The 13829-nt window shown below is 71.1% G+C and carries 14 protein-coding genes; 8 read left to right on the forward strand and 6 right to left on the reverse strand.

The window, feature by feature from the left end; translation table 11 throughout:
* Positions 1-4: 4 nt before the first annotated feature.
* Positions 5-1333, reverse strand: coding sequence for an enolase C-terminal domain-like protein (locus QSK37_RS37835; RefSeq protein WP_285630634.1), 1329 nt, complete (start codon positions 1331-1333; stop codon positions 5-7).
* Between the two features lie 120 nt (positions 1334-1453).
* Complete coding sequence (locus QSK37_RS37840) at positions 1454-2335, reverse strand: LysR family transcriptional regulator (RefSeq protein WP_285630639.1); 882 nt, start codon at positions 2333-2335, stop codon at positions 1454-1456.
* Positions 2336-2489: 154 nt separating this feature from the next.
* Here QSK37_RS37840 and QSK37_RS37845 point away from each other — a divergent pair, with 154 nt between their 5' ends.
* Positions 2490-3950, forward strand: a complete 1461-nt coding sequence (locus tag QSK37_RS37845; RefSeq protein WP_285630642.1) for a GntT/GntP/DsdX family permease — start codon at positions 2490-2492, stop codon at positions 3948-3950.
* A 149-nt stretch (positions 3951-4099) separates the two neighbouring features.
* Positions 4100-5236: an MFS transporter gene (locus QSK37_RS37850; protein WP_432705638.1), complete on the forward strand. Its 1137-nt coding sequence runs from the start codon at positions 4100-4102 to the stop codon at positions 5234-5236.
* Here QSK37_RS37850 and QSK37_RS37855 read toward each other — a convergent pair.
* Positions 5221-5679 (reverse strand): oxygenase MpaB family protein, encoded by a 459-nt coding sequence (locus QSK37_RS37855; protein WP_285630646.1) that lies wholly within the window; start codon positions 5677-5679, stop codon positions 5221-5223. The genes QSK37_RS37850 and QSK37_RS37855 overlap by 16 nt on opposite strands.
* Between QSK37_RS37855 and QSK37_RS51535 the strand changes: the two genes are divergently transcribed.
* Positions 5671-6048 (forward strand): hypothetical protein, encoded by a 378-nt coding sequence (locus QSK37_RS51535; protein WP_349498020.1) that lies wholly within the window; start codon positions 5671-5673, stop codon positions 6046-6048. The two genes, QSK37_RS37855 and QSK37_RS51535, sit on opposite strands and share 9 nt — an antisense overlap.
* A 2-nt stretch (positions 6049-6050) precedes the next feature.
* Here the strand turns inward: QSK37_RS51535 and QSK37_RS37865 are convergent, their stop codons facing one another.
* Positions 6051-6944 (reverse strand): LysR substrate-binding domain-containing protein, encoded by an 894-nt coding sequence (locus QSK37_RS37865; protein WP_285630649.1) that lies wholly within the window; start codon positions 6942-6944, stop codon positions 6051-6053.
* A 116-nt stretch (positions 6945-7060) separates the two neighbouring features.
* Here QSK37_RS37865 and QSK37_RS37870 point away from each other — a divergent pair, with 116 nt between their 5' ends.
* From QSK37_RS37870 to QSK37_RS37890, 5 genes are all read left to right on the forward strand, one after another.
* Positions 7061-7861, forward strand: a complete 801-nt coding sequence (locus tag QSK37_RS37870) for an enoyl-CoA hydratase/isomerase family protein (RefSeq protein WP_285630651.1) — start codon at positions 7061-7063, stop codon at positions 7859-7861.
* Entirely contained in the window at positions 7858-9423 is a 1566-nt protein-coding gene (locus tag QSK37_RS37875) for an acetate--CoA ligase (protein ID WP_285630654.1), read from the forward strand. The genes QSK37_RS37870 and QSK37_RS37875 overlap by 4 nt, the downstream gene beginning before the upstream one ends.
* An 11-nt stretch (positions 9424-9434) precedes the next feature.
* Entirely contained in the window at positions 9435-10772 is a 1338-nt protein-coding gene (locus QSK37_RS37880; RefSeq protein WP_285630657.1) for an MFS transporter, read from the forward strand.
* Between the two features lie 25 nt (positions 10773-10797).
* Entirely contained in the window at positions 10798-12399 is a 1602-nt protein-coding gene (gene pruA, locus QSK37_RS37885; RefSeq protein ID WP_285630660.1) for an L-glutamate gamma-semialdehyde dehydrogenase, read from the forward strand.
* 75 nt (positions 12400-12474) lie between these two features.
* Positions 12475-12675, forward strand: coding sequence for a hypothetical protein (locus tag QSK37_RS37890; RefSeq protein WP_285630663.1), 201 nt, complete (start codon positions 12475-12477; stop codon positions 12673-12675).
* On the opposite strand, the gene QSK37_RS37895 is transcribed toward QSK37_RS37890, so the two are convergent.
* Together QSK37_RS37895 and QSK37_RS37900 are read right to left on the reverse strand one after the other, a co-directional pair.
* A complete protein-coding gene (locus QSK37_RS37895) occupies positions 12672-13094 on the reverse strand; it encodes a PPOX class F420-dependent oxidoreductase (RefSeq protein WP_285630666.1) in 423 nt (140 codons plus the stop codon). The genes QSK37_RS37890 and QSK37_RS37895 overlap by 4 nt on opposite strands.
* Positions 13095-13180: 86 nt before the next feature.
* Complete coding sequence (locus QSK37_RS37900; protein WP_285630669.1) at positions 13181-13780, reverse strand: TetR/AcrR family transcriptional regulator C-terminal domain-containing protein; 600 nt, start codon at positions 13778-13780, stop codon at positions 13181-13183.
* Positions 13781-13829: the final 49 nt, after the last annotated feature.

A 13829-nucleotide genomic window follows, 5' to 3' on the forward strand; every position in this document is an offset into this window, starting at 1 on the left:
CCGGTCAGCGGACGAACGCGGGCCGTTTCGGGTCGAAGGACCAGCCCGGCACCAGGCACCGCATCGCGACGGCGTCGTCGCGTGCTCCCAGCGCGTGCTCGACGTACAGCTCGTGCGCCGCCGCCACCGCGTCGCGGTCCAGCTCGACGCCGAGACCGGGGCTCTGGGGTACGGCGATCCGGCCGTCGTGGATCTCCAGCGGCGCGGTGGTCAGCCGCTGGCCGTCCTGCCAGATCCAGTGAGTGTCCAGAGCCGTGATCTCGCCCGGTGCGGCGGCGCCGACGTGCGTGAACATGGCCAGGGAGATGTCGAAGTGGTTGTTGGAGTGCGAGCCCCAGGTCAGCCCGAAGTCGTGACACAGCTGAGCCACGCGGACGGCGCCGCGCATCGTCCAGAAGTGCGGATCGGCCAGGGGGATGTCGACCGCGTTCGCGCGGACCGCGTGCGCCAGCTGACGCCAGTCGGTCGCGATCATGTTGGTCGCCGTCGGGAGCCCGGTCGCACGGCGGAACTCCGCCATCGCCTCCCGCCCTGAGTAGCCGTCCTCGGCGCCGCACGGGTCCTCCGCGTACGCGAGGACGCCACCGGCGTCGCGGCACAGCGCGACGGCGTCGGAGAGCGACCAGGCGCCGTTGGGGTCCAGCGTCACGCGGGCGTCCGGGAAGCGGGCGGCGAGAGCGCGTACGGCCTCCATCTCCTGCTCGCCCGGGAGCACACCGCCCTTGAGCTTGAAGTCGTGGAACCCGTAGCGCGCCTGGGCGGCCTCGGCCAGCGCGACGATCGATCCGGAGTCGAGCGCCTCGCGCCGGCGCAGCCGTTCCCAGTCGTCGGCGGCCTGCTCCTCGACGACGTACGGAAGGCCGGTCGCGGCGTGGTCGCCGACGTAGAACAGGTAGCCGAGCACCGGTACCGCGTCACGCTGCGGGCCGTCGCCGAGCAACGCGGCGACGGGCACCTCCAGATACTGACCGAGCAGGTCCAGCAGCGCGGATTCGAGCGCCGTGACGGCGTGGACGGTCGTGCGCTGGTCGAAGGTCTGCCGGCCGCGACCACCGCGGTCACGGTCCGCGAACCGGAGCGCCACCTCCCGGAGCAGGGAGCCGAGCAGTGCGACGGGCCGCCCGACGAGGAGTTCCGCGGCGTCGTTGATCGTGTCGGCGATCGGCGCGCCCCCGGGCACCTCGCCCAGTCCCGTACGGCCGTCGCTGTCGGAGACGACGGCGATGTTCCGCGTGAAGAAGGGGCCGTGCGCGCCGGACAGGTTCAACAGCATCGAGTCGTGGCCGGCGACGGGAATGACCTCGACCGACGCGATGGTGGGTGTACGTGCCACCTGATCACCCTTCGTAGGACCGGCGGGGAGTGCCGTACGGCACGACCACGTTAGAACGGCCCGTGATACCCGGCCAGGATCAACTTTGCATCGACTGATACTCGCGAGGCATCGCGTGGATCACACCTGGAAGCCGTCGAGATGGCCGAGGACCTGCCACAGAGCCGGGTTCTTGGCGTCCTTCAGCCAGAGCAGGTGCAACTCCACCGGCTTGTCGACGCCGGCGAGCGGGAGGAACTCCACACCCTCGATGCCCAGGCGGGTGGCGGCCTCGGGGATGAAGGCGATCCCCCGGCCCGCGGAGACCAGCCAGACCATCGTCAGGACCTGGCTGACGCTGTGCACGACGTTCCGATGGCTGATCGGGACCAGGCTGACGACGAGATCGTAGAAGTAGCGGGCCTTGCTCGGGGCGTGCATGATCAAGGGTTCGGCGGCCAGGTCGCGTGCCTCGACGGGGCGGCCCAGGCCGGTGAGCCGGTGGCCGGCCGGGACGGCGACCATGATCGCCTCGCGGCTGATGACCCGTGAGCCGAAGACGTCCGGGTCGAACGGCGGGCGGGCCACGCCGAGGTCGAGCTCATGGGCGAGCAGCGCGTCGATCTGCTCCCCGGTGACCATCTCGTACAGGTCGACGTCGACGTCGGGCAGCCGCTCGTCGATGCGGCGCAGCACCGCGGGCAGGACGGCGAGCATCGAGACCGCCGTGAACCCGATGCGGACCGTGCCCGCCGACCCGGCCGAGATCCTCCGGGCCAGGTCGGGCGCGTTGTCCGCGAGCGCGAGGAGGCGTCTGGCCTCGGACAGGAAGGCCGTCCCGGCCGCGGTCAGCTCGACGCGGCGGTTGTCGCGCTCGAAGAGCCGGACCCCGATCGCCCGCTCCAGTTTCTGCACCTGCCGGCTCAGCGGCGGCTGCGTCATGTTGAGCCGCTCGGCGGCGCGTCCGAAATGGAGTTCTTCGGCCACGGCGACGAAACCGCGGAGCTGGTCGAACGAGAACATGATGCCGTAAAGGTATCACTTGATGTCTCATCGGGTTTGGACACGCATTAGTCGACGATTTTACGCTCCTCGATACCACTGCCCGTGACGTGCGTCACATGCCCGGTTCATGCCCGCCGGCGCCCGGGCCACGTCGCAGGAAGGAGAGAGCGAAATGCCCCTGATCATCGTGGCGCTCGCCGTAGTGCTGCTGCTCGTGTTGATGACCAAATTCAGGATCAACGGCTTCATCGCCCTGTTCGTCGCCGCTCTGTTCGTGGGACTCGCGCGCGGCCTGTCGCTCACCAAGATCTATGACGCGATGGTCACCGGTGTCGGTGACCAACTCGACGAGCTGATCCTGATCCTGGGGTTCGGCGCCATGCTCGGCAAGGTTCTCGCCGACAGCGGCGCCGCGCAGCGGATCACCACCTCGGTGGTCGACGTCTTCGGCATCGGCCGCGTCCAGCTCGCCATGGTCCTGACCTCGACCTGCATCGGCATCACGATGTTCTACGAGGTCGGCTTCGTGCTCCTCATCCCGCTGGTGTTCACCATCGTCCGCGAGTGCAGGCTGCCGCTCCTGTGGGTGGGGCTGCCCATGTCGATGACCCTGTCGACGATGCACAGCTTCCTGCCGCCCCACCCCGGTCCGGCCGCCGTGACCGGCACCTTCCACGCCAGCCAGGGCCTCACCCTGCTCTACGGTCTCCCGATCGCGATCGTGTCCGCCTCGATCATCTGCTACGTGTGGCCGCGGCTGGCCTTCGTGAAGCGGATCAACCCACGCGTCCCGGTCTCGCTCATCACCAACCGGGTGTTCGCCGAGGACGAGCTGCCCCGGTTCGGCACGTGCATCGTGATCGTCGTCATCCCGATCGTGCTGATGGGCGCCTCGGCCGTCGCCGAGCTCAGCATGAGCGACGGCAACACGGTCCTGCCCTACCTGGAGTTCTTCGGCAAGGCTCCGGTCGCCCTGCTCATCGCCCTGCTCTTGGCCGTCATCCTTCTCGGGTCGAAGATCGGCGGAACCGAGGACGCCGGCGACTCTCCGGCCGAGGCCGGTGGCACGGGCGGCGTTCCCGCCGGCGGTGAGGGTACGGCCACGGCGACCGCCACCCCCGCGGTGTCCGCCACCGAGACCGCCGTCGTGGAGCGCGGCCGTTTCCAGGCCGCGATGGACTCGTGCGCCGAAGCGGTCAAGCCGATGGCCATGATCATCCTGGTCATCGGCGCGGGCGGCGCCTTCAAGGAGGTCCTCGTCAAGTCGGGGATCGCCGACTACATCGCCGACTTCACCAAGGGCTGGCACGTCTCCGCGCTCATCCTGGCATGGGCCATCGCGGTGCTGCTGCGCATCGCCGTCGGATCCGCCTCGGTCGCGGTCGTGACCGCCGCCGGCATCGTGCTCCCGCTCGTGCAGGGCTCGGGAACCTCGCCGGAGCTGATGGTGCTCGCCGTCACCTGCGGCAGCATCGCCGCCAGCCACGTCAACGACCCCGGATTCTGGCTCTTCAAGCAGTACCTGAACCTCTCGGTGATGGACGCGATCAAGATCCGCACGACCTACACGACGGCCCTCGCGGTGCTCGGCCTGGGCGGTGTCCTCCTCATGAACACCTTCGTCGGCGCGTAGCCCGCAATGCGTCTTGCGTAGCCGGATCGCCCCTGCGAAGATCGCCGTCGCACTGCCGAGCAGGGTCAGAAGGAGCCTCCATCAACGGGTCACGCAACCTGGTCGTCTCCGCGTTCGTCGCCTTCGCCGCCTTTGGTTCGTTCTGGGGTGTGTGGGGGGCCTCGGTACCCCGGGTGCAGCACCAGGCCGAGGTCACCGACGGCCAGCTGGGGTTCGCCCTCCTGTTCGTGGGCGCCGGCGCCCTGCCGGCGATGTTGCTGGCGGGCCGGGCGCTCGACCGCTGGGGGCTGAAGGTCGCCGCCGGCGCGATCGCCCTGCTCGGCGTGGTCGGCGCCGGCCTGGCCCTGACCGCGGTGAACCTGCCGAGCCTGTGCGTCGGCCTCGGGGTCGCGGGCGCCTCCAGCGGCGCGGCCGACGTGACGATGAACGCGGTGGCCGGACGCGCCGAGAAGAACGCCGGACGGCCGGTCATCACCCGGGTGCACGGCGTCTTCTCCACTTTCGTGGTCCTGACCAGTCTCGGCGCGGGGATCACCTCCGCCGCCTCCTGGCCGCTCGCCGTGCCGTTCATCGCGGTGGCGGTTCTCTGCCTGGTCGCCGGGGCCGCCATGTTCGCGGCGGTCTCGCGCGGCGTGCCCCCCGACGACGAGGGCGACGACGAGGCGCCGGCGCCCGCCCGGAGCGGCCGGCTCGCGCCGCTGCTGATCATCGGCGTGCTGGGGGCACTGGCGTTCGCGAGCGAGAACGCCCACCAGAGCTGGAGCGCGGTCTTCGCCCAGGACGAGCTGAAGGCCGGAGCCTGGCTCACCACCGTGGCGCCCGCCGTCTTCGCGGGAACCGTGGCGATCACGCGGTTCTCCGTCGGGGGCCTCAAGACCGCCCACGCCCGGTCCGTCATCCTCATCGGCGCGCTGGCCGCCGCCGGCGGCGCGCTCGTCATCGCGAGCGCCCCGACCCTGTTCGTCGCCGCGCTGGGGCTCGTGCTCGCCGGCGCCGGAACCGCCGTGCTCTTTCCCACGCTCGTCGGCGTCGTCTCGCGCAACGTCGAGGAGCGTTACCGGGGGCGTGCGACGTCCATCGTCAGCACCGTCTCCTACCTCGGCTTCCTTCTCGGCCCCGTGTACGTCGGCGCGTGGGCCGACGCCGCGGGACTGCGCGGGGCGATGGTCGCCGTCGCTGCCCTGGCCGCCGCCCTGTTCGTCCTCACGCCGGTGCTGCTGCGCCTCAGCGGATTCGCCGCCGGTGATACGGCGCCGCGCACCCCCGAGGTCTACGCCGACCGCTGACCGCGCGGCCGCCCGTCAGCGATACAGGAGGCTCGCCACCCGCCGGCGGGCGCCTGTCCGGCACCGGGCCGCCTTCCGCCTTCGGCGTGGGGACGAGAACGCCGCGGGCCCGGAATCCGGTGATCCCGGGCCCGGCTCTGTTGTGGCGCCTCGGGGGTGGGGGCCAGGATGGGGTCGAGGACCTGCGCGGCCTGGGAGTCGGCCTCCGCCCACGAGTTGGGGATGTACTCATCCAGGATGCCGAGCATGTGCGCGGTCAGCTGCCAGGAGTGCAGGAACGCCGCGGACCCGTCGGCGGAGACCGGCACCTTCCACTTGGTCAGCTGCTTCATGACCGACGTGGGCAGGCTGTGCCAGGTGACCATCATGTCCGCCTGGCTGATCGGGATCTCCTCGTCGGAGACCCTGGTCCAGTTCGAGGACGGAGGCAGCAGGTGGCGCACACCCGCGTGGGCCAGCCGTGTCTTGACGCAGGTGACGATCATCTCGCCGTCGGGCAGGAAGGCGTTCTCGGTGCCGATGTCGTAGCCGAGTTCGGCGGTCTTGGTGATGCGGTCCTAGGTGCCCCGCTTCTGGTTGAACGTGTACGCGGTGGCGAGTTTCGACGTGTCGGTTTTGTCAGCTCGCTGGCCATCGTGTCGAACGACCTGGAAACCGAATTCGTGGCCGAGATGATGGTCCGGATCTCCGGCTCCCTCCTGGCGATCTCCAGCCACATCATCGACCTCGACGACGACGAGCAACTGGCCGCACTGGCCCGGCGGTTCCTCGTCCCCATGCTGGAGCCGGGGGTGTCCCGGCCGGCGCCCTGAGATCAGATGTGGTCGGCCGCCCGCAGGCCCTCGAGCGCGGCGTCGGCGAAGGCGGCGACCGCGTCGCCGGACTGCGCCGGCCGCCACACGGCCGACGTCGACCAGGTGAGCCGCGGCTCGTCGATCGGACGCCAGACCAGGCCGGTGGGAAGGGCGCCCGCCGGGGGTTCGTTCAGATGGACCCCCAACCCGGCCAGCACCAGGCCGAGGACGAAGTCGGGGTTGCGGGCATGGCGGATGGCGCCCGGCAGGAAGCCGTTGTCGCGGCAGGCCGCCAGCATGTGGTCGTACAGCCGGGGCGCCATCTCGCGGGGGAAGATCACCAGCGGTGAGCCGTTGAGGACCCGGAGCCGTACGAGCTCCTGGTCGGCCGCGGGGTGGCGTTCCGGCAGGACCACTCCCAGCCTCCGGTGCACCACCGGGCCCGACGCCAGGCCCACAGTGTCGCACGGGTGCCGTACGAGACCCGCGTCCAGTTCGCCTTCACGCAGCCTGCCGAGCTGTGTCTCGGTGGTCAGCTCGTGGAGTTCGACCAGGACGTCGGGGACGCGTTCGGTGAACGCCGTCACGAGGGTCTGGAGCGTGCGCGGCGCCGTGTCGGGTGGCACCCCGGCGCGGAGCACCCCGGAGGCGCCCGGCCGGATGCGGCGCATCGCCTCACGGGCCGCCTCGGTGCCGTCCAGGATCGGGCGGGCGTGTTCGAGCAGCAGCGCGCCGGCCTCGGTCAGCGTAACCCGGTGCCGGGTCCGGTCGAAGAGCGTGACGCCGAGTTCGCGTTCGAGATCGCGGATGCGCTGGGACAACGGGGGCTGTGCCATGTGCAGGCGCTCGGCGGCGCGACCGAAGTGGAGTTCTTCGGCGAGGACCGCGAAGTAGCGCAGATGTCGCAGCTCCACCGCCGAATCATATCGTTCCGATATGACGGCCGGTCGTTATTGATGTTGGCCTGTTCGGCGCTCTCCCTGTTTGTATCCCGGCAAATGTCTTCCACATGAAGCCGGGAGGAACCCACATGACTGATGATCAAGCGAACTCGGTGCTGCTCGACCGTGACGGACCCGTCGCGCTGATCACGTTGAACCGCCCGGAGAAGCTGAACGCCTGGACCGCGCGGATGCGGGACCTGCTGATCGAGTCGCTCGCGAAGGCCGGTGCGGACCCGGACGTGCGCGCCGTCGTGCTGACCGGCGCGGGCCGCGCGTTCTGCGCCGGCCAGGACCTCAAGGAGACCGCGGGGATCGACCCGGACGACCACGCGGCCTCCGACGCGTGGATCGACGGATTCGACCGGCTCTACCGGGCCGTCCGCGACCTCGACAAGCCGACCATCGCCGCCGTGAACGGGGTGGCCGCCGGCTCGGGGTTCCAGTTCGCGCTGCTGGCCGACCTGCGCGTCGGGCACCGGGACGTGCGGATGGGGCAGCCGGAGGTGCTGTCCGGAATCCCGAGCATCACCGGCATCTGGGCGATGTGGGACGTCCTCGGACGGGCCAGGACGGCGGAGCTGGCCCTCACCGGCCGGCTCGTCGACGGCACCGAGGCCGAGCGGCTCGGCCTGCTGACCCGCCTGGTGGACGCCGAGCAGGTGCTGACCTCCGCCGTCGAGCAGGCCCGCGAGCTCGCCGCGCTGCCGCCGGGCGCGCTGGCGCTGACCAAGGGACGGCTGCGCGAGCTGGACGACGACGCGCTCGCCGCCGCCGTACGGGCCGCCAAGAAGGTGCACGCCGCGGCGTACGCGAGCGGCGAGCCCCAGCGGGAGATGGCCCGGTTCCTCGCCGGCCGTCGCCGCCGAGCAGGGGAGCGTCAGGGATGAATGACACCTACACCCGGATGCGGGACGGACACCGCTGGGAGGTGCCGGAACGGTACAACATGGCCGTCGACGTCGCCGACCGGCACGAGCGCGGCGACCTCGCGCTGATCTACGAGGACCACACGGGGGCGCGCCAGGAGGTCACCTGGGGGCAGGTGCAGGACCGGTCGCGGCGGGTGGCCACCCATCTGCGGGGGCTGGGCGTCCGGCCCGGCGACCGCGTCGCCGTCATGTTGCCCCAGCGGCCGGACACGCCGGCGGTCTACCTCGGCGTGCTGCGGACCGGGGCCGTGCTGGTGACCATGTCGCTGCTGTGGGCCGACGAGCCGATCCGCTACCGGCTCGCCGACTCGGGCACCGGCGTGCTGGTCACCGAGCCGGGCGCGGTGCACCGTGCCGGGGACTTCGGGGGCGTGGTCGTCGACGTGGACGACCCCGCGATCGACACGCTGCCGGCGAGCTTCGACGACGCCGACACGGCCGCCGACGACCCGGCGTTGATCTTCTACACGTCCGGCACCACCGGTGCGGCCAAGGGGATCGTGCACGCGCACCGCACGCTGCTCGGGCACAACGAGTTCCGCTACTGCCACGACCTGCGGCCGGGCGACGTGTTCTACGGCGCCGGCGACTGGGCCTGGTCCATGGCCAAGCTCATGGGGCCGCTGCGCGCGGGCGCGGTCCACCTGGTCTACCGTCCGGCGGGAGGCTTCGACCCGGCCGGGCTGCTCGCCGCGATGTCCCGTAACAAGGTCACCACCGCGCTGGTCAACCCCACCTTCCTGCGCAAGATGCGCGCCGACGTGCCCGACGCCGGGCGGCGGCACCCGCAGTCGCTGCGGGTGGTGTGCTGTTCGAACGAGCCGCTCACCGCGGACCTGATCTCCTGGTTCCGCGACCAGTTCGGCATCACCCCGCTGGACTACTACGGGTCGACCGAGTCCTATCCGCTCATCGGCAACTTCCCGGGCGTACCGGTCAAGGAGGGCTCGATGGGCCGCCCCCTGCCGGGCTGGGACGTCGCCTTGCTCGACGAGCACGAACGGCCGGTACCCTGCGGAGAGCCGGGGGAGGTCTGCCTGCGGTCCCGCAGCAACCCGCAGTTCCCGCTGGGGTACTGGGAGCGGCCGGAGGACTCCGCCGAGGTCTTCGGCGGCGACTGGTTCCACACCAAGGACCAGGCCGTGGCCGACGAGGACGGGTACTACTGGTTCCTCGGCCGCACCGACGACGTGATCAAGACCTCCGGCTACCGCGTCGGGCCGTACGAGGTCGAAGAGGCGCTGCGGGCCCACCCGGCGGTGCGCGACGTGGCGGTCGTCGGCGTGCCCGATCCGGTGCGCGGCCAGGCCGTCAAGGCGTGGGTGCAGCTCGCGCCGGGCCACCGGCCGAGCGACGAGCTCGCCCGGCAGATCAGTGAATACGCCAAGGCCACCCACTCCCGGTTCGCCTACCCGCGGCTCGTGGAGTTCGTCGACGACCTGCCCCGCTCGGCGACCGGCAAGATCCGGCGCGCCGAACTGCGTCAACGCGACGCAGGCCACCGACCCGGCATCGGTTGAGGAGACCGCTCATGACTCTCGCTCCAGCGGCGGACGCGCGTGCGATCCGCCGGACGGTCATCCTGTCCTCCGCGATCGGCAACTTCGTCGAATGGTTCGACTCGGCCGCCTACGCCGTGATGTCCGCGACGATCGCCGGCCGGTTCTTCCCCACCTACGACCGGACCGCGGCGCTGCTCGCCACCTGGGCGATCTTCGCGGGCGGGTTCATCGCCCGCCCGCTCGGCGCCGCGTTCTTCGGCCGGTACGGCGACCGGATCGGCCGCAACCGCATGCTGGCCCTGACCGTGCTGGCGATGAGCGGCGCGACCTTCCTCGTGGGGCTGCTGCCGACGTACGCGATGATCGGCGTGGCGGCGCCGATCCTGCTGTTCCTGCTGCGATGCGTGCAGGGCTTCTCGACCGGCGGTGAGTACACCGGCGCGTCGGCGTTCATCATGGAGTACGCGCCCGACGGGCGGCGCGCGCGGTTCGCGTCGGCCGTCCCGGTCACCGTCGGGCTGGCCAGCGTGGCGGGCTCCGGCCTCGGCTTCCTGCTCACCTCCGCGCTGAGCACGTCCGCGTTGCAGAGCTGGGGCTGGCGGATCCCGTTCCTGCTGGCCGCGCCGCTCGGCCTGATCGGCCTGTACCTGCGGTCCCGCGTCGAGGACACGCCGGTGTTCCGGGCGCTGGAACGCCGGGACGACATCGCGCAGACGCCCCTGCGCGACGCCGTACGGCGGTGCGGCCGGCAGATCGCCACGCTGTTCGGGTACAGCATCACGAACGCGATCGGGTACTACCTGATGAGCAGCTACATGATCGCGTACATGTCGGAGGAGCTCGGCTACGCCAAGAGCGAGGCCCAGCTGACGAACGTGATCTCGATGCTCGCCTACAGCATCGCCTGCCCGTTCGCGGCCGCGGCCAGCGACCGCTTCGGTCGCAAGCCGATGCTGCTGATCGCCTGTGCCGGGTTCGTGGTCGCGCCGCTTCCGGCGTTCGCGCTCATGAGGGCCGATCTCACCGGGGCGATCGTCGGTACGTCCCTGCTCGCCGTGCTGGTCGCGGTGATCGGCAGCTCGAACGTGCCGGCGCTCGTGGAGATGTTCCCCGCCCGGCTGCGGGCCAGCGGATCGGCGATCGGCTACACCGCCGCGTACGTGCTCTGCGGCGGCACCGCACCGTTCGTGGCGACCGGGCTGGTCTCGGCCACGGGCAGCTCCCTCGCCCCGGGCGTGTACCTGATGTCCATCGCCGTGGTGTCCACCCTCGTGGTGCTGCTGGCGTTCCGCGAGACCCGCGACCTGTCCCTCGGCCGCGACACCGTACGCGAGACGCCCTCGGGCACCGAACCCGTCTCCGCCTGACCGGCGACCAAGGAAAGAGAAGATCATGGACGCGATCACCCGTCCGCCCGTGCCTCGCAACGAGCCCGTGCGGGAGTACGCCCACGGGACGCCGGAGCGGATGAGCCTGACCGCCAGGCTCAAGGAACTCGCCGACCGGCGGTACGAGCTGACCTCGACGATCGACGGCGAACAGCGGATGGCCGGTGGCGAGCGGTTCGACGTCGTCGCCCCGCACGACCACGCGCGGGTGCTCGGCACCACCGCCAACGCCACGCACGAGGACGCCCGGGCCGCCGTGTCCGCCGCGCTGCGGGCCGCCCGGGACTGGCGGGACACGCCGTTCGACGAGCGGGTCGCGGTCCTGCTGCGCGCCGCCGACCTGCTGTGCGGGCCGTGGCGCGACACCATCAACGCGGCGACCATGCTCGGCCAGTCCAAGACCGCCGTCCAGGCCGAGATCGACGCGGCGTGCGAGCTGGCCGACTTCTGGCGGTTCAACGCGCACTTCGCCGCGCAGGTGTACGCCGAACAGCCGCTCAGCGGGTCCGGCGCCTGGAACCGGTTCGACCATCGCCCGCTGGAGGGGTTCGTCTACGCGATCACCCCGTTCAACTTCACCTCCATCGCGGCCAACCTGCCGACCGCGCCGGCGGTGATGGGCAACACGGTGGTGTGGAAGCCGTCGCCCACGCAGGGACTGGCCGCCCACCTGACGATGCGCCTGCTGGAGGAGGCCGGCCTGCCGCCCGGAGTGATCAACCTGGTGACCGGTGACGGCCTGGCCGTCTCGGAGGTGGCCCTGGCCGACCCGTCGCTGGCCGGCATCCACTTCACCGGATCCACCGCGACGTTCCGGCGGCTGTGGTCGCAGGTCGGGGCCCGCATCGGGGACTACCACGGCTACCCGCGGCTGGTCGGTGAGACGGGTGGCAAGGACTTCGTCGTCGCGCACACGTCGGCCGACCCGGACGTCCTGCGCACCGCGTTGCTCCGCGGCGCCTTCGAGTACCAGGGGCAGAAGTGCTCGGCCGCCTCCCGTGCCTTCGTCCCGCGTTCGGTGTGGGCCCGGATGGGCGACGACCTGGCCGCCGAGACCGAGTCGCTGACGGTCGGCGACGTCGCCGACCCCGGCACGTTCATGGGCGCGGTCATCGACCGGCGTTCCTTCGACCGGCTCACCGGTGTCCTGCGCGACATCCACGAGGCGCCCTCGCTCAAGGTGCTCGCCGGCGGTACGGCGGACGGCTCGAACGGCTACTTCGTCCGTCCCACGGTCGTGGTCGGCGACGATCCCGCGCACGAGGTGTTCACCACCGAGTTCTTCGGGCCGATCCTCGCGGTGCACGTCTACGACGACGCCGACTTCGAGCAGGTGCTGCACCGGATCGACACCGGTTCGGCCTACGGGCTCACCGGTTCGGTGATCGCGAACGACCGGGCGGCCGTGCAGCGCGCGAGCCGGGTGCTGCGGTTCGCCGCCGGGAACTTCTACGTCAACGACAAGCCGACCGGGGCGGTCGTCGGCCGGCAGCCCTTCGGCGGCGCGCGGGCGTCGGGTACCAACGACAAGGCCGGTTCGGTCTACAACCTGCTGCGCTGGGTGAGCCCCCGCACCATCAAGGAGACCTTCTGCCCGCCGAGGTGATCCGTCACCGGCCTCGGCGCTGAGCCGCTCAGCGCCGTACGGTCCGTCGCCGCTTCCAAGGTCTCGGAGAGGACGGTGAGGGCCGCGACGATGCGCTCGCGGTCCTCACCGAGGCCGGCCACGAGCTCGGACTCGACGGCGACCCCGCTGGTCGGTCTGTTCGGCGAGCGGAGCTCACTGCCGATGGCCCTGGTCATGCTCGCGGCCCCGGCTCTGGCGGTGCCGGCACTGGTCGTCCTGGTCCGCCCGCGCCAGGGCCGCGGCGAGGTGCGCTAGCCGCCCGCCTGGGAGCTGTCCTTGAAGCCGCCCCAGCCGTGCCAGCGGTCGACCTCGATCCAGGCGCTGACCCGGCCGCGGTCGCGCTGCGGGTACGGCCGGCCCGTGTAGTGCTGGGACAGCCGGTCGATGTCGGCCAGGGTCTCGTCGTCGTGCGTCTCGGCGACGTGCCCGATCAGGGTGACGTGGTTGTACCAGTCGTCACCGTCGAGGACCGTCAGCGAGACCCGCTGATCACTCCGGATGTGGTCGAGCCGTTTGCGGCCCTCGTCCATGTTGATCAGCACCCGGCCGTCGTCCCAGAGGTACCAGGTGGCCGTGGACACCGGCTGACCGTCGGACCGCAGGGTGGCGATGACCGCCGGGTTGGCCTTCTCGAGCATGGTGACCGCGGACTCGGGGAGGGGCGGCTTCGACATGATCTCTCTCCTTCACCTGGTGACGGACCCCGCCGGCCGATCCGTGCGACGGGTCTCGTCCGCTGCCCTACCCACGAGAAGCGGTCTCACGGGCGGCCCGGCGGCTTCGCGGCCGAACCTTGGACGCCGTTCAGCAGGCGTTCCAGTGCGTAGTCCCAGCGGTCGTCGAATCCGGTCAGAGTACGGCCGGCCTCCGCGGTCATCCGGGCGAACATCGGGTGCTCGCCGCCACCGACGACCGATTCGATGTACGGGACCTGCCGCCGCATCCAGCCGGCGAGGTCCAGGCCGGTGCGTCTCTGACCCTCCTGATCGGCGAGTTCGATCTGCACGAACCCGTGGACGTGGACGAAGATCATGCTCATGGTGGTGAGCATCGCGTCCATGCTCAGCCCCAGATCGTCCAGGACTCCGAGGACCTGCTCGAAGAGCCGGATCCGGTTGGGGCTCGCGGCCTGGCGCCGTAGGCCGAGTTCCGCCAGCCAGGGGTGGCGGTGCATGGCCGACCGCATGCGGTCCGCCAGGCCGCGTACCTCGCCCCGCCAGTCGCCGCGCGCCGTACCGTCCGGGCGGAGGAACTCGGCGGTGACGGCGTCGACCATCAGTTCGATGAGCTCGTCCTTGCCGGTGATGTAGGAGTACGGCGACATCGGGCCGGCGTCCAGGTCGGACGCCAGCCGTCGCATGGACAGAGCGACCAGGCCCTCGGCGTCCCGGCGTTCGCCCGGCCGGCGC

The sequence above is a fragment of the Actinoallomurus iriomotensis genome (assembly GCF_030269445.1).
Lineage (GTDB): Bacteria > Actinomycetota > Actinomycetes > Streptosporangiales > Streptosporangiaceae > Actinoallomurus > Actinoallomurus iriomotensis.